17 protein-coding genes are annotated in these 18,036 nt (G+C 43.3%); 10 read left to right on the top strand and 7 right to left on the bottom strand.

The features are described 5' to 3' along the window. Positions 1 to 29: 29 nt before the first annotated feature. Positions 30 to 1,664 carry an ATP-dependent endonuclease gene (locus R7Z41_RS12790; RefSeq protein ID WP_047103581.1) on the bottom strand — a complete coding sequence of 545 codons (1,635 nt, stop codon included), beginning with the start codon at positions 1,662 to 1,664 and terminating at the stop codon, positions 30 to 32. A gap of 268 nt (positions 1,665 to 1,932) precedes the next feature. Here R7Z41_RS12790 and R7Z41_RS12785 point away from each other — a divergent pair, with 268 nt between their 5' ends. The 3 genes from R7Z41_RS12785 (at position 1,933) to R7Z41_RS12775 (ending at position 5,788) form a co-directional block, all read left to right on the top strand. Further along, positions 1,933 to 3,675 (top strand): bifunctional metallophosphatase/5'-nucleotidase, encoded by a 1,743-nt coding sequence (locus tag R7Z41_RS12785; protein ID WP_005376363.1) that lies wholly within the window; start codon positions 1,933 to 1,935, stop codon positions 3,673 to 3,675. 622 nt (positions 3,676 to 4,297) lie between these two features. Beyond that, positions 4,298 to 5,317 (top strand): TerC/Alx family metal homeostasis membrane protein, encoded by a 1,020-nt coding sequence (locus R7Z41_RS12780; RefSeq protein ID WP_033907086.1) that lies wholly within the window; start codon positions 4,298 to 4,300, stop codon positions 5,315 to 5,317. A gap of 279 nt (positions 5,318 to 5,596) precedes the next feature. Beyond that, the gene (locus tag R7Z41_RS12775) at positions 5,597 to 5,788 is read left to right on the top strand and encodes a hypothetical protein (RefSeq protein ID WP_005376351.1); all 192 of its coding nucleotides are present in this window, start codon (positions 5,597 to 5,599) and stop codon (positions 5,786 to 5,788) included. A 185-nt stretch (positions 5,789 to 5,973) separates the two neighbouring features. Here the strand turns inward: R7Z41_RS12775 and R7Z41_RS12770 are convergent, their stop codons facing one another. The 4 genes from R7Z41_RS12770 to R7Z41_RS12755 all read right to left on the bottom strand — a co-directional run bounded on the left by R7Z41_RS12770 (position 5,974) and on the right by R7Z41_RS12755 (position 10,831). Continuing rightward, positions 5,974 to 6,531, bottom strand: coding sequence for a PhnA domain-containing protein (locus tag R7Z41_RS12770; protein ID WP_005376350.1), 558 nt, complete (start codon positions 6,529 to 6,531; stop codon positions 5,974 to 5,976). Positions 6,532 to 6,820: 289 nt separating this feature from the next. Continuing rightward, positions 6,821 to 7,030, bottom strand: coding sequence for a YgdI/YgdR family lipoprotein (locus R7Z41_RS12765; RefSeq protein ID WP_017634171.1), 210 nt, complete (start codon positions 7,028 to 7,030; stop codon positions 6,821 to 6,823). 136 nt (positions 7,031 to 7,166) lie between these two features. Next, positions 7,167 to 9,575, bottom strand: coding sequence for a VolA/Pla-1 family phospholipase (locus tag R7Z41_RS12760; RefSeq protein ID WP_225477835.1), 2,409 nt, complete (start codon positions 9,573 to 9,575; stop codon positions 7,167 to 7,169). Between the two features lie 20 nt (positions 9,576 to 9,595). Further along, on the bottom strand, positions 9,596 to 10,831 hold the full coding sequence (locus R7Z41_RS12755) for an outer membrane protein transport protein (RefSeq protein ID WP_005376347.1): 1,236 nt from the start codon (positions 10,829 to 10,831) through the stop codon (positions 9,596 to 9,598). A 422-nt stretch (positions 10,832 to 11,253) separates the two neighbouring features. Here R7Z41_RS12755 and R7Z41_RS12750 point away from each other — a divergent pair, with 422 nt between their 5' ends. Next, positions 11,254 to 12,282: a site-2 protease family protein gene (locus R7Z41_RS12750; RefSeq protein ID WP_225477855.1), complete on the top strand. Its 1,029-nt coding sequence runs from the start codon at positions 11,254 to 11,256 to the stop codon at positions 12,280 to 12,282. A 74-nt stretch (positions 12,283 to 12,356) separates the two neighbouring features. On the opposite strand, the gene R7Z41_RS12745 is transcribed toward R7Z41_RS12750, so the two are convergent. After that, positions 12,357 to 13,145 (bottom strand): M48 family metallopeptidase, encoded by a 789-nt coding sequence (locus R7Z41_RS12745; protein WP_017634168.1) that lies wholly within the window; start codon positions 13,143 to 13,145, stop codon positions 12,357 to 12,359. A 201-nt stretch (positions 13,146 to 13,346) separates the two neighbouring features. Here R7Z41_RS12745 and R7Z41_RS12740 point away from each other — a divergent pair, with 201 nt between their 5' ends. The 5 genes from R7Z41_RS12740 to cutA all read left to right on the top strand — a co-directional run bounded on the left by R7Z41_RS12740 (position 13,347) and on the right by cutA (position 16,392). Continuing rightward, complete coding sequence (locus R7Z41_RS12740) at positions 13,347 to 13,781, top strand: hotdog fold thioesterase (RefSeq protein WP_005376340.1); 435 nt, start codon at positions 13,347 to 13,349, stop codon at positions 13,779 to 13,781. Positions 13,782 to 13,787: 6 nt separating this feature from the next. After that, on the top strand, positions 13,788 to 14,021 hold the full coding sequence (locus tag R7Z41_RS12735; protein WP_005376338.1) for a DUF3389 domain-containing protein: 234 nt from the start codon (positions 13,788 to 13,790) through the stop codon (positions 14,019 to 14,021). A gap of 79 nt (positions 14,022 to 14,100) precedes the next feature. Continuing rightward, positions 14,101 to 15,810, top strand: a complete 1,710-nt coding sequence (locus R7Z41_RS12730; RefSeq protein ID WP_053307684.1) for an SgrR family transcriptional regulator — start codon at positions 14,101 to 14,103, stop codon at positions 15,808 to 15,810. Beyond that, a complete protein-coding gene (locus R7Z41_RS12725; RefSeq protein WP_005376334.1) occupies positions 15,794 to 16,045 on the top strand; it encodes a hypothetical protein in 252 nt (83 codons plus the stop codon). Before R7Z41_RS12730 ends, R7Z41_RS12725 begins: the two co-directional genes overlap by 17 nt. A 14-nt stretch (positions 16,046 to 16,059) precedes the next feature. Next, positions 16,060 to 16,392 (top strand): divalent-cation tolerance protein CutA, encoded by a 333-nt coding sequence (gene cutA, locus R7Z41_RS12720; RefSeq protein ID WP_005376332.1) that lies wholly within the window; start codon positions 16,060 to 16,062, stop codon positions 16,390 to 16,392. Here cutA and R7Z41_RS12715 read toward each other — a convergent pair. Beyond that, positions 16,354 to 16,950, bottom strand: a complete 597-nt coding sequence (locus tag R7Z41_RS12715) for a DUF2238 domain-containing protein (protein ID WP_005376330.1) — start codon at positions 16,948 to 16,950, stop codon at positions 16,354 to 16,356. The two genes, cutA and R7Z41_RS12715, sit on opposite strands and share 39 nt — an antisense overlap. Positions 16,951 to 17,192: 242 nt before the next feature. Between R7Z41_RS12715 and R7Z41_RS12710 the strand changes: the two genes are divergently transcribed. Further along, positions 17,193 to 18,032, top strand: a complete 840-nt coding sequence (locus tag R7Z41_RS12710; protein ID WP_005386285.1) for an isopenicillin N synthase family dioxygenase — start codon at positions 17,193 to 17,195, stop codon at positions 18,030 to 18,032. Positions 18,033 to 18,036: the final 4 nt, after the last annotated feature.

The following is an 18,036-nucleotide window of genomic DNA, read 5'->3' as shown; positions in this document are numbered from 1 at the left end:
CAATACGCTGAGTGCAAAATACGCCTAACTCATGTATTGCCGTTGGCCATGGTAACAACGCGTTTAAGTGTCCAGCGCAGAAGAACAGGAATACACTCCATGCCTTTCTCTTCACAATGAGAAACAATAGCCAAAGCTAAGTCCGGTTTTGCATGTTTTTTCAAAACACGATTTACGACTTTTTTAGCAGGGATAGGGTGGTCATGAGGAACTTTGATGATGTCCTTAAAGAAAAGTTCAAACCCATTGTTGTACAGAAAGTGCTCGATGTCTCGGTCGGGTAATTCCGTAAGTCGATGCCTTTCCTGATCATGGTCGAGCTGTGCTCGTACTGCATGCGCGTACTTTTTCCCTGCTGGGTCGCCATCGGTAACGACATGCCAATCAATACCAAACTCTTTTGCTACTTTGATGAGTGATTTTAGACCTGATTGAGCAAACTCAACGATTTGAACCCCTTCGGCAGCCAAGTCATACCCGCATTGACGAGCCAGTTCATGAAAAAGCCAAACTTCGGTTTCGCCTTCAACAAGTAACCAGCACCGCGCAAATAATGCTCCTGAACGATGAAAACGAATATGGAAACCAATTCGGCGCAACTCGTCTCGACCAAACTTTGTTGAGTTTAAACTCTTAGCGATGGTTCTGTCTGATAGCCGAATTAAACGTCGAATTGAATACAGTGGAACAGAACCGAGTAACGTGCCACTGTTGGTGGTTAATATCTTTTGCATTGGCAACAATTGCAATAAGGACCACGCTCTCGCTAGATGAGTTGGATGCAGTCGACCTTCTGGATCTTCAATGATCAGTATTGGTCTCGCACAGCGCCTTAAATCGGTGGGGCCTTTAGCTTGAAGATAGGCATTGAGTAACCCCATTAAGAGCAAGCGGCTTTGTTTGTCATTGGTTTCTTTCAAGAACTGACTCAAACCTTTATCAGAGGAAGGGCTTGTATAGAAAAGACCATCACGAGGTTTGCGTGGGTTACCTTTACTGACACTTCTGAATGCAAAATAGTGTTCAACAAGCGTTTGCATTGAGTCGAGGCTACTACGAATCTCACCTTTATTCACATGGCCAGGCATAGCCAATAAGCGTCGACAGGTGTTGTTGATTCGTTTTTCAATCCGAGCATTTTTACCATCGCCGTTGACATGGTTTAAATCTGGGAAGCGTCGGGAGTCGCGTAGTCGGATTACAGGGTGAAGTGTCATTAACTCAATAGCGAGTTTCTCTGAGTGGTGAAGTTTTTTGGGTTTGCCGTTATGATCCAAAAACGCGTACTCTGTATTAATGCCGTGCTCATCGCGAGACGCACTAATACGATAGTAAATGACTTGCTCACCATCTTCGTTGGTGCACCATGTAGGCTTTATGCGTCTGTAGCGTCCCGCTTTTACTTCGTTTTTATCCTGTGCTTTAAAACAAACAATGATCTGTAAGTGTTGTGTTTGTGGATGAGAAATTGAGTAGTCAACGTGAAAATCTTTCAGTTTGAATTGATACAATGAGCCATTGGCAGGTAATGCGATGGAAAGGGCATCGAGTAATGATGATTTGCCCCACGTGTTTTCACCGATAAGCGTGGTGAGTTCGTCAAAAGAGAGTGAAAGGCGTTTGATGCCTCTAAACCCGGAGATTTCGATGCGTTCTAGTCTCATCTCAATCCTCCTTGCAATTATTTGAATTATCGAGAGTTATTTTGCTACTCCTAAGCATATATGAATTCGAAATTTTTGAGTTAAGCTCAGTTCACAAAATTACGAGAGCCTCTTACTGAATAGAGACCGTTACAAGCGAGGCTTGCTTTCAAAGCCGGGGGACAGCATCGTGATCACTTAAACATGAAATCCTAAATCGCAGTTTCATAAAATTCATGATTCTGTCATGATTCACTTCTTATTATTATAAGGAATGAAAAAAGAGAAGATGAAGATGAATAACAATCATAAGCCAGTGAGAATCAAACTGGCACACATCAATGACACACATTCCTACTTTGAACCAACGTCATTACAGTTAAAGCTTAAGATAAACAATGAACTCACGCTAGAGCCCTATGTCAGTGCTGGCGGCTTTTCTCGTATCGCAACCCGAGTCGAGCAGTTAAGAGATGATGCTCAGCGCCAAGGTCATGGGATGTTGTTCCTCCATGCCGGAGATTGCTTCCAAGGTACGCTGTATTTCTCATTATTTAAAGGCAAAGCCAATGCCGACTTATTGAACGCATTAAAGATTGATGCAATGGCGTTAGGTAACCATGAATTAGATATGGGGAATGAGCCAGTTGCATTGTTTTGCCAACGTACTCAGTTCCCATTGCTTGCTGGCAACTGGGATTTATCCAATGAATCACTTAAAAAACCTCACCGTATCAGTGATTGCAAGGATGTATATAGTTACCAACCGGATACACAGAGCGCTCAATACATTGTTAAAGAATTCCATGGTGAGCGGGTCGCGATTTTCGGATTATCCATAGATAAAATGAGCGACATCGCAAACCCTGATGCAGACACGCCTTTTCACTCAGCAATTGAAACCGCCAAGGCGACCGTAAAACAAATCCATTCATCAGGTATAAAAAATATTATTCTTCTGAGCCACTTAGGTTATGAAGGTGATTTAGAGTTAGCTGAGCAAGTCGCAGGTATTGGTATAATTGTTGGTGGACACAGCCACCGGTTGCAAGGTGATTTTTCATCAATAGGGTTAGGACAAGACGATCCCTACGGTATCAAAATTAATGATACCTATGTGGTGCAAGCGGGTTTCCATGCTTTGACAATGGGGCACTGCGTCATTGAGTTTGATGAACACGGTAAAGCAACGATGTTGAGTGGACAAAATGAACTGTTGCTTGGTCGACGTATTTTTTGGGACTCGACGCTAAACCAACAGCTCGACCAAGGTGTATTCGAAACCGCGTGCGACTTCATCCATGGTCAACCGAATGTCGTGGTTTGTAAGAAACACCCGGAAACTCAAGCGATCCTGAGCGATAAATATATTCCTCAGGTCAGGCAGTTACAGTCACAAGTCATTGCTAGTGTTGACACCAAAAAGCGTCATGTGAGAATTCCCGATGAATTTGGTGAGAGTGAGTTGGCTTCCTCCGTTGCCCGATCATTTCTGCACTGTTTAAACAAACGTGGATATGACGTTCAATTTGCAATTCATAATGCGGGTGGCGTGCGAACCTCTTTGAACCCTGGCAACATTACAGTGGCAGACATTGCCGGACGGCTGTTGCCTTTTGCCGTTCCTATCGGCTTTTACGATGTAAAAGGCAGCGCTATTCGCCGTGCACTTGAAGGCGCGATAAATAATGCACTCAACAATGGCGTAGAAGGCACTGGATCTGGCAGTTATCCGTACACTTACAATTTAAACTTCGAGTACCACGCAGATGCCCCAAAAGGCGAAAGAGTTCAATCATTAGTGATTTTTGATGGTAAACAATGGGTAGGTGTTCAAGATGATGTTTGGTATCGAGGGACTTCTTCTGCCTATACGATGAAAGGGAAAGAGGGGTACGACGCATTGCAGGAGATGAAAGGAGAAGGGCGTGTGACCAGTTTGTCCATGGCTGATTGTTTTATTGAACTCCTGACCGATGAGCCAAACTGTTTGAATCAAAGTCACAAACTTTACACAAAGCGACGTCGATAATAGATACTGGTATTCATTTTGCTGCTCTCCACTTACTACATGGGTTGATGAGGATGGCAGTATGTGGAATAAAGATTGGGCAGATACGGTAGTCGTGGTTGCCTGGATCGCAATTTGGTCAACACTGGTCTACTTTGTGCCTCTAAGCGGCTTTTGAATTGCTAAGAATGTGGATGCTACAAAAGGGAGCAGTAATGCTCCTTTTTTGTATCTATCTTCCCCGCTAGGCCTCTAACCAATGAAGAGTTTGTCTTGAGCCATTTGCTGCTTTTTGTCTGTTTACTATAGTTGCGGTGGTTGAATCCATTTCTTTCTTTTTATAGTGCTTCCTGATTTTTGATAAGAATTTTATTTCGATAAGACAAGGTTTTTTTGTTGGAAAGCCTGACGCTCGGCGTTATTATGTCGGCGTTTGGGGAGTAGTTAGCGCAAGTTTACTTATCGTCATCTCGTTAAGCATCAGCTTATCCGGTAAGTAAAGGTGTTACGTGGTTCATTCACGTCAACACTTCAACGAGACCAACGCATTCATTGACTAACAGCACATAATCGTTATGTGGCTGTTGGTTGTTATTGTCTGCGGAAGGTCACCAAACGAAGTCCTTCCGCCATGGGAGGAAATATGTCTCTTATCGAAAATACCACCCAATTGAGCCAATCGGTGCCTCTTCAAGAATCATTAGCGATGTATGGTGCTTTTGGTTTATTTACCCTTGTTCTTGTTACTCTTGATATCTATCAAACACGTGGTGGCGTTATCACGATGAAAAAAGCCATCGTTTGGAGTGTTTTTTGGTTCTTGCTTGCCTTTGTTTTTGCTGGTTCTATTTATTTATTCTGGGACTTTTACGCGCCACATAGCGCTTATACGAACGACAAAGCAACGATTTCATTCTTAACTGGTTACTTACTAGAGAAGTCGTTAAGCGTTGATAACTTGTTTGTGTTTGCCATCATCTTTGCACAATACAGTGTGCCGGAGCACTTGCGCCCGAGAGCATTGCTTTGGGGGGTGATAGGTGCGCTAGTTTTACGCGCTGTCATGATTGCGGTTGGTGCTCAGTTACTTGCACAGTATCACTGGGTATTGTACTTATTTGCTGCTTTCCTTATTTGGACGGGTGTTAAGCTAGCTCGCGACAAAGGCGAAGCAGAAGAAGTTAATCCATATCCGGAGCAGTTGATTCGAAAGGTATTGCCAGTTACAGATGACTACCAAGGAAATCACTTAATCTTAAAGCAAGCTGGTAAGTGGGTGGCAACACCGATGCTGATCGTTGTTGGTGTCATTGCAGTAATGGACGTTATGTTTGCGTTGGATTCTATACCAGCTATATTCGCGGTAACGCGAGAGCCATTTTTAGTCTTAGCCGCGAACGTATTTGCATTATTGGGTTTGCGATCGCTGTACTTTGTTCTTCAAGCAATGTTAGATAAGTTTGTGTACTTAAAACCAGCATTATCAGTAATCATGATGTTTATCGGGGTGAAAATGCTATTGGTTGGAACAGAATATGAGATTCCGACAGCATGGTCTCTCACATTTTTAGTTGTTGTGATGACATCGGCAGTGGTGGCATCACTCCTAAAAAATAAAGCGAAGCGTCAAACTAGCGTTAATATTACTAATCAAAAAATATAAAGTAAGCACTAAAATCAAAAGAAATAACGAAAAATATTGTTAAATATATGTTGTTGCTCAAGGGGCGATTATGCAGGTAATGTTCAGTTATTCAATGTAATTACAGCAATTGTGATTATTTATGCCGTTATTATTCATTTGTATTTTTGAGTTTTGTAATGAGTTTGTTTTATTAGAAATTCTAATTTGAATGGGTAAAATTTGTCATTTCTTAAACAATAAGAAACTGACTAATATACAACCAACTAAACAGACTACTGCTTTTAAAGAGAGGCAATCATGGCACAAGCAATGCAAATGACAAATGTAGCTTTACCAACCTCTATGGATAAGAAAACCTACGCGGTTAACTTCAAAGGACTGATTGCTCACTTACTGGACATTCTATTTGTAGATAACACTGCGCCACGCAGTTACTACGCAGAAGACTTGTCAGCACATATTCAAAAAGACATCGGTATGTACCGTTAATATTGAAATAGTGTAAGAAATACCGGCCTATGAGCCGGTATTTTTTTATTTGTAAAACATGCCTACTCAACCTACGCCCTAGAAAAGAAACACTCTAGAGGAGGTAGACATGAGAGTAGATTAAGTGTTGTATAGAAAAACGGGGCACCATTGGTGCCCCGTTTTGACATGACTGAAGTGCGATATTACTTCTTGCGGCAGTATTCTGCGATCACGTACATCGACTGACCACCATTTGCCTTACCCGAAACTAGCTTTGGATCATCGCCAAGGCTAATACCACGAATCACTGTACCTTGTTTGATTACTTGGTTAGTGCCTTTTACTGGTAGGTCTTTAATTACTGTTACATCGTCACCTTTCTTAAGTTCAGTGCCGTTACAGTCAACCGTTTTATCGTCAGCAGACATCCCTTTCATTGCCCAGTTCATTTGCTCTTCTTCCATGTACATCATGTCAAGAGCATCTTGAGCCCAGCTTTCTGTGTTTAGGCGAGTGAGTTGGCGCCATGCAGTCACTTGTACAGCAGGAACCTGGCTCCACATGCTTTCGTTTAGACAACGCCAGTGGTTAATGTCTTTTGGCTCATCGATCTCACCCAGACACTTATCACAAACCATGATGGCAGTATCAACCGTCACATTACCGTGAGGTGGGACAGCGTATGCAGTTAGTTGAGATTCAGAAGAACACAGTTCACATTTTGACTCGCAGCGCGCAAGCAGAGTAGCTTCAATAGACATAAGGACTCACCTTAGTAATGTTATTTTGTGGCGGTATTATCCACTTTATCCTGAGAAATAAAAGGGTGTTAGCGAATTAAAGACTAGATTTTACAATACTCCAACCTGATTAAGGTGAAGATGTAAAATATTCGCTAAATAAATAATACGGAAGTATAAAAGACACTATTAATTGTTTTGGCTTATGAATTAGTTGTGTCAATTTCTACAACGATTACAAGCCTAAAAGAGGTAAATGTAGAGAGAGGGTGGCTAGAACATAGCCCTCTAATTTACAGAGGGCCTGTCGTTAACGTTCGACAATCTGGACAATTTGCTCTTTTGAAATACTCATTTCTTTACCATCCATGTCTTCATACTCGTACATACCCGTTTCCTCGTTCAGGTCTGGTTTACCGTAAGAGGTAATAATTTTCCCTTCATTTGTCGACATCAGATATTGGCTACTTCCGCATGCAGAAAGAAGTAATACAGTGGCAATAACAGTCAATACGCGCATAGAGTTTTCCTTTTAAACAAGTGAGTTAGGCAAAGACATCGATTTAACTATAGCAGAGGAAATATGAGTGGGTTTGAATAGAATTGAAATGAAAAAGCCCAGTAGAAACTGGGCTTTGGTAGGAAGGGTGTTGCGATTACTTCAAAACAGAAGTGTTAGTGACACCTGTTAGTGTGTCATCCATTAAGAAGTCAGTGTTTTCCATCTGCATCTCTACATGATGATCAATATCAGACAGAGTGCCATTTGGCGAAGCAAAAGTACTGTGCGATGCAGTAGCATTAAACTGTACAAAGCTCGCAGTTGCATTCACAGTAGTGTCCGTACTGTTCACAGTCTTCAACCCTAGCTTATTAGCAAGCGGTTCAGTACCCGCGAATGGTGCATTTGGAACGCTGTTTGGTACTGTGCTATCGCCATCCACTTCTGTCATAAAGAATGGTGTCGTTAGCGAACCAGATGCCACTAAATCTGAAGCGTTTGTGAACGGATCGACAGTGTCTAGTGTAGTCTGTGCTGCATAGATAAATTGTGAGAAACCTGCTTCTAGCGCTGCTACTTGAGCTTCCGTTGCCGCAGCCTCAAATGCTTCGTAACATGTTTTATCTTCTAGATCCGCACATGATGCATCAGCGTAAGTCGCATAGTCTTTTGATGCTGCATAAGCGAGGTTATGTTTGATCTGAGGGCCGTAATTGTCTGAACCCAGTAACAAATTACCAATTTGTCCACCAGAGTTCTGTACTGATGCAGAACTAAAGGTGTACAGCGCATCGGCAGTAGGGCTGCCCAATGTATTGTTTGCTGCTGCGACGGCAGATGTAGCTACAATACCGCCAAGTGAATGACCTAGCATTTTGACCTTTGAACCCGTCATTGGGTTGAAGCCTTGCAGAGGACCTCCAGCTAAAAGACCGCCTTGAGCAGATACTACCAAGCTAGCGCGCAAACCTAACACATCCAGAACACTTTGACGTAGGTTGTCACGCGCAACGGCTAAGTTGGAAAGATTTAGATAAGCCAGTACATTCGCATTTGCGGAACGTTGTTCATCTAAGCTGCGCGTACCATGAATAGGTAAGTCAATAGCGATAACTGCCACACCTGCTTTTACCATATTGAACGCGAACGCGTACGCATTCTCTTTCGCTGAGGTGATGCCGTGTTGATAAATCACAACGTCTGTCGCGACGCCAGATTTAGGTGTGAAGACCAGTACTTCGACATCTTCAACCGATTTCACTACGGGAACAGGCGAGTAGCGAGTTATGATACGCTCACTATCAAGTTGGGTACCATCGGTAAGAGTAAGCTTAGCTCCAACAAGTTTTAGCTGCTCTGTAGGATCTGTAGCAAGCTTTGTCACATCAACAGGATCATTTGCAAAAACGCCTGTTGATAGCTGCTGAACCATGTTTGCTTGCTCGTTCGGATCCGCTAATGCTGCGCTTAGCTTCGCTAGGCTTGGCATCGCAGATACCATTGGTTGCATGTTCCAGCTTGCGCCTTTTTCCAGGTAATGAGGCAGTCTTACCACACCTTGTGTCACGCTTACATCGGCACCTGATTGCATGTAAAGGCCTTTAATTGCCGTTTTAGCTGCGTCTTGATCGCTAATGTATTTACTAAAGTCATCGTCAGAGTCTAGCGCAGTGCTAAAGTCTTGGGTTTCACCGAGCGTTATTGTGTAGGCCGTTGATAAGTCAACTGAACCTTCGTTTGAGTCATTTTTGTAAACGGTATTTAGTGTGTTTGCGCCGGTAGAAAAACCAGTAGCGGTTACTCCTTTGACTGCCGCTAACGTATCACCTACAGACTGGGTACTGAACCATGAGGAGTAAACGATGTCGTTAGGGTTTACTTTGGCGATACCAAAAATGCCTTCAACCGCCTGAGTGACTGCTTGAACAGAAGCAAGGTCGCCAGTTTCATAAACGATTTCTTTCGATTTACCAGTCGCATAACTTGCTGATGTACCAATTGGCTCACCATTCACGTCAGTAACATCTTGTGTAACCGCAAAAATGTACTCGCTTGACTCATCAAGTGCAGCCAAGAACTGGACGTATAGAGAGTTACCTTTTGCTTGAACTACGTAGTCCTGATTCTGAACGAGTACCTCTTCGATTGGGTTAGATTTACCGTCCCACTCGGTTAAGCGTTGGTTAATCTTGATGACTTTAACACCAGACGGCAACATGCCCGTTGCAAAACCATCGCCTTTAAAGTTCAGAACGATTGGCATAGACGTTGACCATCCATCCATCGTATTCATCGAGGCTCTAGGGTTGGTTAAAGCATCATCGCCATCAGTTGGCAGACCAAGCGTACCATCGCTTGTGTCCATTAATAAGTAAGACGGTGCCGGTACATCTGCGTTCGCTCCTTGAAGCGTAAAACTGATGGATGTTTCGCGATCAAGCAATGCTTGGACTTCATCTTCAAATTGAACTTTGTCGGAAGTACCAGAGCTGGAGGTATCATCACCACAACCAGCAAGAAGGATTGCAGAACAAAGCATTGATAATTTAAACGTGTGTTTCATTGGTTTACTCCGTAATCCCATTATTTGAAGGTGTAGTTCATCTGTACCGCGCTGATGTAAGCAGTACCTTCTGAGTCAAACTTAATCTCTTCACCCAGAGCATTTGTCTCAGTGAAAGAGCCTGATTTACTCTTAACAAGTGCAAAGCCTGCATCGAAAGTTAAATTCTCACTCATTGCGTAAGTTAGGCCCGCGCTGTACCAAAAACGGTCACTGTCAGGGATACTCAATGTCGCTTCACCTGCTTGTTCGTCGTACGCAAAGCCTGCACGGAATGTCCAGTCTGTATTAAGTATGTAAGTTGCACCAATGGAGTAGCGATTGTTGTCTTCATATTTCTCAGGTTTAAAGAAACATACTCCGTCATTACATTCGTTACTGGTCGCTTTTAGTTCTTTAAATGTGCTCCAGTCGGTTTGTTGCCAGCCGTAATGTACAGCCCATTGTTCATTCAATTGATGGAAAGCCGATAATTCGATAATTGAAGGAAGAGAGATTTTTAAACGGCCATCCACTTTTGGTGATGAAGCTCGACCAGAGTCGTAACTACTAAACTCACCGTCATCAAAATCTAGATCAACCTTAGAGCGGTAGCCAAAGCCAAAACGGTTGTTTTCATTTAGCTCAAATAAAGCGCCGACATTCCAACCCCAAGCGAAAGTTTCACCTTCCATGCCGACAAGGTTATCGGACTTATTACCACCTAAAATACCGGCGAGTGCGCCTTTGTGACGAGTCAGCTCTGCTTCAGCGTATACGAGGTTGATACCACCACCGACACTGAAAGACTCGTTGATACGGTAAGCGACATTAGGGTTGATGTTTACTGAAAGTAGGGAAGTGTCACCCGCCATATCACCTGCGGAAATATCATTTGGATAGTCGGTAGCAACACCGTATGTTGTGAACATACCGATACCCCAAGCCCAGTTATCATTGATAGGGCTGATGTAATAACCTGCTGGCACGATCTGTAAAGGAGCGACATCTTTCGCGTGTTCATTGTTTACAGTGTCGTACACATCGACTTCAGGGTCGATGATAGATAACGCGCCCGAAAATTGAGCTTCTTTGAAAAGTGTCATTGCTGCAGGGTTACGAGCAAGGACGCTGGCATTATCTGCGACAGCCCCTTCACCTGAAAATGCTCGACCAAGACCAGATGCCGAATGTTCAGCTACCTGGAAGCCCGCTGAGTGGGCATTACACGCAAACAATATTGAAATTGTAAGCAGAGAGCAGTGCTTCTTGTTCATCCTTGACCCTCCTAGGGTGTCATAATGCTGGACCGAAGTCCTTGTAATTGTTGTGTGGTACTTACACCAATTGTTAATACGCGAAATACAACGATGATGTAAATGTAATGTTAATTGTATGTTTAATAACTTGTCAAAGTTTGAGCGTATTTTGCGTTTTAAATATGATGCATAGGTCAAACGATGGCTTGTAAGGGCATGTATTATCTTTATATTTTTGAAGAGAATGGTACGACCAGAATTGTTTTGCGAGCTTTATAGTTAAATAACGATCAAATCAAGAGATAGCTCGCTTTGCTGTTTCTTCACTTCACAGGCATAATTCGCGCTCGCTATGTAGTTATTCAATAGACGCAATAGGAACCGCATTGGAATTACTGAATGTTGAATTTTTAGGTCGTTCGCTAAGGCTCGAAGGATCGATGGCTGGGTGGCAGCAGTTATATTGGGATAATACGTTGGTGTCTCAAATCGATGCCAGTGACAATACCGCAGAGACTTGTCTACACCAGTTTAGGCTCTCTGCGGGTGAGGAAATCCTGAACTGTCATTTAGAGTGTTCTTTAACATGGCAACCGTTTGAAATGAGTTACAAGGTCACAATTAACGGTGAGCTCGTCAATGAAGGTTGTCGAAATGAAAAAGACATCGAGCGCCAAGTGCCAGAAGTTACGCCACCATCCGAAAAGCGTTTAAGTGTAATAGGCCTCGTATCTCTTGGGGTGAAAGCACTTAAAAGTGCGAAAGTTATTAAAGTGGCGTTAGCGTCTGCAAGTCTCGCTGCATATTCTTGGCTATTTTCCATCGAGTTCGCGCTAGCGTTGATCGCTTGTTTGGTTTTTCATGAATATGGTCACATTAGAGCGATGAAGTATTTTGGAATGAAGACCAAAGGAATCTATTTGATTCCATTCCTAGGTGGTTTGGCGCTAAGTGACGAAAAGATAAACACGCGCTGGCAGGATGTGGTTATCTCAATCATGGGACCATTTTTCGGTTTAGTACTTAGTATTGTTTTTACTTTGCTTTATTGGATGACTGGTGAGGTGATCTTCGCTGGGCTTGCTGTGTTTAACGCCTTGCTAAACCTATTTAATCTGCTGCCTATTTTACCATTAGATGGTGGCCATGTGCTCAAAAGTATTACCTTTTCAATGAATACTTGGGTCGGGTTAGTTGGCAGTATTGCGACCGCTTTATTAGGCATTTTTATCAGTTACTATTTCGGTCTGACGTTGCTAGGGTTTTTATTGTTAATGGGAATGTTGGAAGTGGTGATGGAATGGAGAGCTCGACATCAAAGCCATTTATTGCCATTAACCCGTTATGGGCAGCTATTCTCACTGGCTTGGTACTTGGTCTCTGTCGGAGGTTTTGTTTCTATCATCTGGTATTTTGCCACTCTCGGAGATAGTTTGTTAAGTTTGCCGCTACAGATATTGGGCACTTGATTAGAATCATTAAAAGCTCCCTAGGGAGCTTTTTTATTTGGCAAGCTTAAGTAGTAGACGATAGTAGCAATGAATTAGCCACATCTTGGTGCTTTCGCGTTATACGCAGGCAGCTTATTTATGGTTGCTTGTAAATCTTTAATGCGCGTACTGTGCGATGGGTGGGTTGAGAAGAATTCAGGTGGTTGAGAACCACCTGATGCAGCACTCATATTTTTCCATAAATCGACACTTTGACGTGGGTCGAAACCTGCTTTTGCCATGAATTCCAGCCCGACAATATCAGCCTCAGATTCCTGAGTACGACCGTATGGCAAAATAACACCGTATTGGACACCGACACCAAGTGCCGCCATCGTCATTTGTTGATACTGTTTGTACTCGGAAGCTCCAATGGCAACGTTTGCTAGAGACAACCCGGCATTTGCTAACTGACTTTGTGAAAGACGTTCATTACTGTGGTCAGCGAGGACGTGAGCGACTTCGTGACCAATAACTGTTGCCAACTGATCTTGGTTTTTCGCGACATCTAAAAGCCCGGTATACACGCCGATCTTCCCACCTGGTAGAGCAAACGCATTGACTTGTTCACTATCAAAAACAACGACTTCCCAGTCTTTAAATCCAGATTGAGCGGGAATGGTGTCAGTGATGTGTTTGGCAACGCATTGAACGTAGGCATTCGTTTTGCGATCTTTGCTGATTGGGATATCTTTCTTCATTTGTTCGAAAGATTTAGCGCCAAGCGATGACATTTCCTGATCTGAAAACATCAGGATCTGGTTGCGACCCGTCGGTGATGCGCTACACGCTGTTAAACCCGCGATAGTTAAAAGAGCAGAGGCTTTCATCCATACCTTCATAACAGGCTCCATTTAATTTTTTGTTTTGAAGCAATAGTATATACCCAAATAGTAACATGATGCATGGATCAAGTTATTCATCTGATTAATAAAGAGGGTGAGATGTTACGTCTTGAAGTTATGCCCAAGTAGCGTCTATGCTAGCTTCCTAGCACGTCGTTACAACCTAACAAACCAGTTTGTGAAACTAAGAGTAAAACAATGAGTATATGGAAAAAGCCCGTAAGCATAGAGATTCTGAATGCCACGTCAAAAAATACCCTGATCGAGCACCTACAAATTAAATATACAGATTTCACTGACGACTCCCTTACAGCAACCATGCCCGTATGCAGCTTTACTCATCAACCTTTAGGAATGCTTCACGGTGGTGCATCAGTCGTGCTCGCAGAAACATTAGGCTCATTGGCTGCAAACTTCTCTGTCGATGAGGGCAGCTACTGCGTCGGTTTAGATATTAACGCGAACCATGTGCGAGCCATGCGAAGTGGTCATGTGATTGGTACGGCAAAACCGCTTCATCTGGGTATTTCAACGCAAGTGTGGCAAATCGATATCACTGATGAGCGAGGCCGTTTAGTGTGTACCAGTCGCTTGACCATCGCTGTGAAACAACACAAAACAAAGTCGGTATAAACTAAGATGGTGATTGAGTTTTCATTAGGAAAAATCATTGCAACCCAGCGTGAAATAGTGATTAAGCTCTCCGGTAGTGCAATGGTAACCTTGCAAGCGCAAACCGATGCAATTCAGTTGCTGGGTAGAGGAGCGAACGTTGTTTTATCTCATGGAGCAGAGTGCAAATGGTCTATCAAGCTGGACAACGAGGAACAACTGGCCGAACTTTCGCGAGAAATTGGTATCGATATTCAATAATTTATAGTGTGATGTTTGCACTTTTTGGTAAAAATGAGGAAACTTAGCTTATCGACAACAAGATAAGAATTTCCTCTTTATGAGTAGCCCTCGTTTACGTGTTCAGTTCGAAACACTGTTTGAAAAATTTTCCGGTCACGATACGGACGTTCAGCTCGAAGACATCACCGAAGCGTTGTTTTGTACACGTCGTAATGCTCGTATTGTTCTAAATAAACTTGAAGAAGAGGGCTGGATTGAGTGGCATCCGGCAGCGGGTCGAGGAAAACTTTCGAAACTCGTTTTTAAACGTAATCGAAGCGACGTCAGCGAAAACCTCGCCAGGCGTTATCTCGATGAAGGGAAAATCGGTCAGGCTCTAGATGCGCTTGATAACGATGCGGCACGATTAACGCAGGTTATCCAAGGTTATTTAGGGCTTCAGCATCGACAGGGCGAGCAGGTCGTGCGTTTGCCTTATTATCGACCATTGTCGATGTTAAACCCGCAGAAACCGATGCGGCGTTCTGAACAACACATCGCCAGACAAATTTTTAGCGGACTCACTCGCCTTGATGAAAATGAACAACTTCAACCAGATTTAGCCCACACGTGGGAAGCAATTTCTGATACACATTGGCGTTTTTATCTTCGTCGTGGAGTACGCTTTCATAACGGTGAACCGTTAACAACCAGTTGTGTTCTTGAAAGTGTGCTTGCGTTAAATAGCTTGAACTTGTTTTCTCACATAAAGCGGGTGTCTTCGCCACAAGAGTGGACCGTTGATATTGAGCTCGTCCGTCCTGATCGCTACCTGCCTCTGGCTCTGAGTGAGTCGCAAGCAAAAATTTTGCTACCGAGTGCTTTGCGTTCTGAAAGCTTCGATAGACAACCGATAGGGACTGGGCCGTTCCAAGTTAAAATGAATGATGATAAGCGTCTTATTTTGACTGCTTTTGATGGCTACTTTGGTTTTCGCCCTTTACTTGACCAAGTGGAGGTGTGGGTAATCGATGAAGCCTATTCTTCAATGGTTTATCCAAGCCTGTCAAAGCCGAAGATGGATAAACAAGGTTCATCCGATGAAGTAGAGCTGGACCCTGGATGTACATTCCTATTACTAAACAAAAACACCGGGATTGCAAAAGATCCACGTTGGGCAGAGTTCCTCTCGCAAACCCTCAACAGTCACCAGATTTACGCGCATGTTCCACAAGATAAAGTGATGGAACTGGGAGTATTGCAAGCCTTTGGCCTTAAGCCCGGTTGGATTGATCTCAGGCCAGCGGAAGCGGGCAGCGTACCACAGGCTAATAAGGTAATTTCCGTAGCGTATCAGAAAAAGCATCCGATGTTTCCAGTAGTTGCCAAGGCCATCAAGACACTCTTAAAACCGCACGGTATAGAGGTTGAGTTTATTCGTTATGATTCTCAACCGCCCGCACCGGAGGAAGTGGATATCTGGGTGAAAGCTATGGGCATTGCAACGAACCGAAATGACGCGTTGGCGGGCTGGCTCCTGGATTACAGTGATATTGAGAAGTTCAGTTCAGGTTACGATTTTAGTGAATGGGCTAAACTTGTCGATCAATGGCGTGCCGGCATGCACACAGACTTTCCTGCGCGTGAGCTAGGACGACAATTAGTAAAAAGCTGTCAGGTGATTCCTATGTTTCACTGCTGGCTAGGCGTGAATAAAGACCACAGCGGTGCGTTACAAAATGCAAAGTGTAATGCCTTAGGTTGGTTTGATTTTAATAATGTATGGGTCAAACCGGATATAGAAAGTAACCATGGCGAAACCGAATAAAAAACAACCGACGAAAACCGTCGATATCTTTTGTTCTAAATGTAAAACTCAACTATTTAAGTACCGTAAAGGCGGGAAAGGCGCACTGGTTAAATGCTTCAAAGAGCGCATTGTTGACGATTTCACACAAACCCCATGTATTTGCCCCGCTTGCGGACAAGAGTTTGCAAGAGACACTTTAGTAAGAGGAACCCCCGCTTACAAAATGATTGGCGGCAAAGTGACGATGAAATAATAAAGGGCTAGAAAATGAGTATGAAACATGACTATTGCATGGTTTTAAGTACAACCAGTAATGAAAAAAATCGAGATCAGATCATTAAAGGTTTGCTAGATGCTCAATTAGCCGCGTGTATTCAAACGATGCCTATTGAAAGTCACTATGTGTGGAAAGGGGAGATTTGTACTGACAACGAATGGTTGCTGGTGATCAAAACTCGTCGAGAACTTTATGAATTGGTGGAAGAGAAAATAGAAAACCTGCACGAATACGAGGTAGCTCAAATCGTACAGGTTCCAATTGTTGATGGGTTTAACCCTTATTTAGAATGGTTGAGAGAATCGACGTTGAGCCGACATTAAGAATAACGACAACACTGCACCAACGGTATCGCACAACATATCTTTCTGGGCGTCCCATATGTCACCTTGCGAGCCCAGAAAGGCAATTCCCTCATCGCCACCAGCCAACTCCGCATACCACCATTCGATAATCTCATAGCCAGCAGCAAGTGACATGATAGCAAACAAAGCAAACCAGCAAGAGAACGCTTTGTTGAACCGTTTTTTGTTTATCAAGTATTCAGCGATCGGATATGCGTAAAGGCCAATTGAAAAGTGCGCAACGCGATCAAAATTATTTCGCTCTGAACCAATCATGTCGTTAAACCAGTCAAACGGCACTTCGGAGAACGTATATTTCGCACCGATAGTGTGCAAACAGAGCCAGATGAACATTAAAAAGTAAGCCGTATTACTGAACTGATAGCGAATCGAAATCGCCCAAATAGCAACAAGAATACCAATCGCCGGGATAATCTCCGCAAACCAAACTGCTCGTGAGTTAGGTTCCAACGCAGAAAATAAAAACACGATGGCATAAAAAATCGTTAATCCTAAGAGTGTCGAGGTGCTTTTCATAGAGTTACTTGATCCTTCAATTTATCTTACAGTGGGACTCCATAGATTGTGTTAATGATTGCACTTAATTGAACGCTGTGCAATTGATATTTTAATGGGTTTTTTGATCACTGAAAATGTTGATTTATTGGCAAACTGCTCAACATTAAAACGTTTGCGCGTGCACTTTTCATTAAAGTTTGATTTACAACATGCCCATCCATAGAATCCATGATTCAGTCTAATAAAAAAGAAGTAAAGCCATGAAACTGGAAACTGTCGATTATCTTGCTGACGATGCTGCTCAACAGTTCGTTACCTCTCTACGCGAAACGGGGTTCGGTGTGTTGAAAAACCACCCGATTCCACAAGAGCTTGTAGAGTCAATTTACAAAAACTGGCATGAGTTTTTCTGTTCAGAACAAAAGAATGATTTTCACTTTAACGTAGACACCCAAGATGGCTACTTCCCACCTTCTGTGTCTGAAGTGGCGAAAGGGCACAAAGTGAAAGACATCAAAGAGTACTTTCATGTTTACCCTTGGGGTCAGATCCCAGAGCAGCTTAAAGCTGAAATCTTAGAGTACTACGAGCGTGCCAATGCGTTTGCTCAAGAGCTATTAGGCTGGGTTGAAGCGTACGCACCTAAGGACGTTCAAGAGAAGTTCTCTATCGCGTTGTCAGAAATGATCAATAACAGTGACAAAACATTACTACGCGTGCTTCACTACCCACCGATGACAGGCGAAGAAGAGCCAGGCGCTATTCGTGCTGCTGCGCATGAAGACATTAACCTGTTAACGGTTTTGCCTGCTGCTAATGAACCTGGACTGCAAGTAAAGAGTAAAGAGGGTGATTGGATCGATGTACCATGTGACTTCGGGAACTTAATCATCAACATTGGTGATATGCTTCAAGAAGCGTCAGGTGGTTATTTCCCTTCAACGACTCACCGTGTAATCAACCCTACGGGTGGCCGTCAAGAAAAGTCACGTATCTCATTACCGTTGTTCCTGCATCCAAAGCCGGAAGTGGTGTTATCTGAGCGCTACACTGCACATAGCTACCTTATGGAACGTTTACGTGAGCTAGGGGTTATTTAACCTT

It is taken from the genome of Vibrio sp. 1457, assembly GCF_033340195.1.
GTDB lineage: Bacteria > Pseudomonadota > Gammaproteobacteria > Enterobacterales > Vibrionaceae > Vibrio > Vibrio alginolyticus.
Note: the sequence above shows the minus strand (reverse complement) of the source record. Positions and strands in the feature narration are given on the sequence as shown.

Coding starts and splice junctions, on each gene's coding strand:
- R7Z41_RS12755 (WP_005376347.1), bottom strand. CDS start 10,831: ATGAACAAGAAGCACTGCTCTCTGCTTACAATTTCAATATTGTTTGCG.
- R7Z41_RS12745 (WP_017634168.1), bottom strand. CDS start 13,145: ATGAAGGTATGGATGAAAGCCTCTGCTCTTTTAACTATCGCGGGTTTA.
- R7Z41_RS12775 (WP_005376351.1), top strand. CDS start 5,597: ATGGCACAAGCAATGCAAATGACAAATGTAGCTTTACCAACCTCTATG.
- R7Z41_RS12715 (WP_005376330.1), bottom strand. CDS start 16,950: ATGAAAAGCACCTCGACACTCTTAGGATTAACGATTTTTTATGCCATC.
- R7Z41_RS12750 (WP_225477855.1), top strand. CDS start 11,254: ATGGCTGGGTGGCAGCAGTTATATTGGGATAATACGTTGGTGTCTCAA.
- R7Z41_RS12765 (WP_017634171.1), bottom strand. CDS start 7,030: ATGCGCGTATTGACTGTTATTGCCACTGTATTACTTCTTTCTGCATGC.
- R7Z41_RS12740 (WP_005376340.1), top strand. CDS start 13,347: ATGAGTATATGGAAAAAGCCCGTAAGCATAGAGATTCTGAATGCCACG.
- R7Z41_RS12760 (WP_225477835.1), bottom strand. CDS start 9,575: ATGAAACACACGTTTAAATTATCAATGCTTTGTTCTGCAATCCTTCTT.
- R7Z41_RS12730 (WP_053307684.1), top strand. CDS start 14,101: ATGAGTAGCCCTCGTTTACGTGTTCAGTTCGAAACACTGTTTGAAAAA.
- cutA (WP_005376332.1), top strand. CDS start 16,060: ATGAGTATGAAACATGACTATTGCATGGTTTTAAGTACAACCAGTAAT.
- R7Z41_RS12770 (WP_005376350.1), bottom strand. CDS start 6,531: ATGTCTATTGAAGCTACTCTGCTTGCGCGCTGCGAGTCAAAATGTGAA.
- R7Z41_RS12710 (WP_005386285.1), top strand. CDS start 17,193: ATGAAACTGGAAACTGTCGATTATCTTGCTGACGATGCTGCTCAACAG.
- R7Z41_RS12780 (WP_033907086.1), top strand. CDS start 4,298: ATGTCTCTTATCGAAAATACCACCCAATTGAGCCAATCGGTGCCTCTT.
- R7Z41_RS12790 (WP_047103581.1), bottom strand. CDS start 1,664: ATGAGACTAGAACGCATCGAAATCTCCGGGTTTAGAGGCATCAAACGC.
- R7Z41_RS12725 (WP_005376334.1), top strand. CDS start 15,794: ATGGCGAAACCGAATAAAAAACAACCGACGAAAACCGTCGATATCTTT.
- R7Z41_RS12735 (WP_005376338.1), top strand. CDS start 13,788: ATGGTGATTGAGTTTTCATTAGGAAAAATCATTGCAACCCAGCGTGAA.
- R7Z41_RS12785 (WP_005376363.1), top strand. CDS start 1,933: ATGAAGATGAATAACAATCATAAGCCAGTGAGAATCAAACTGGCACAC.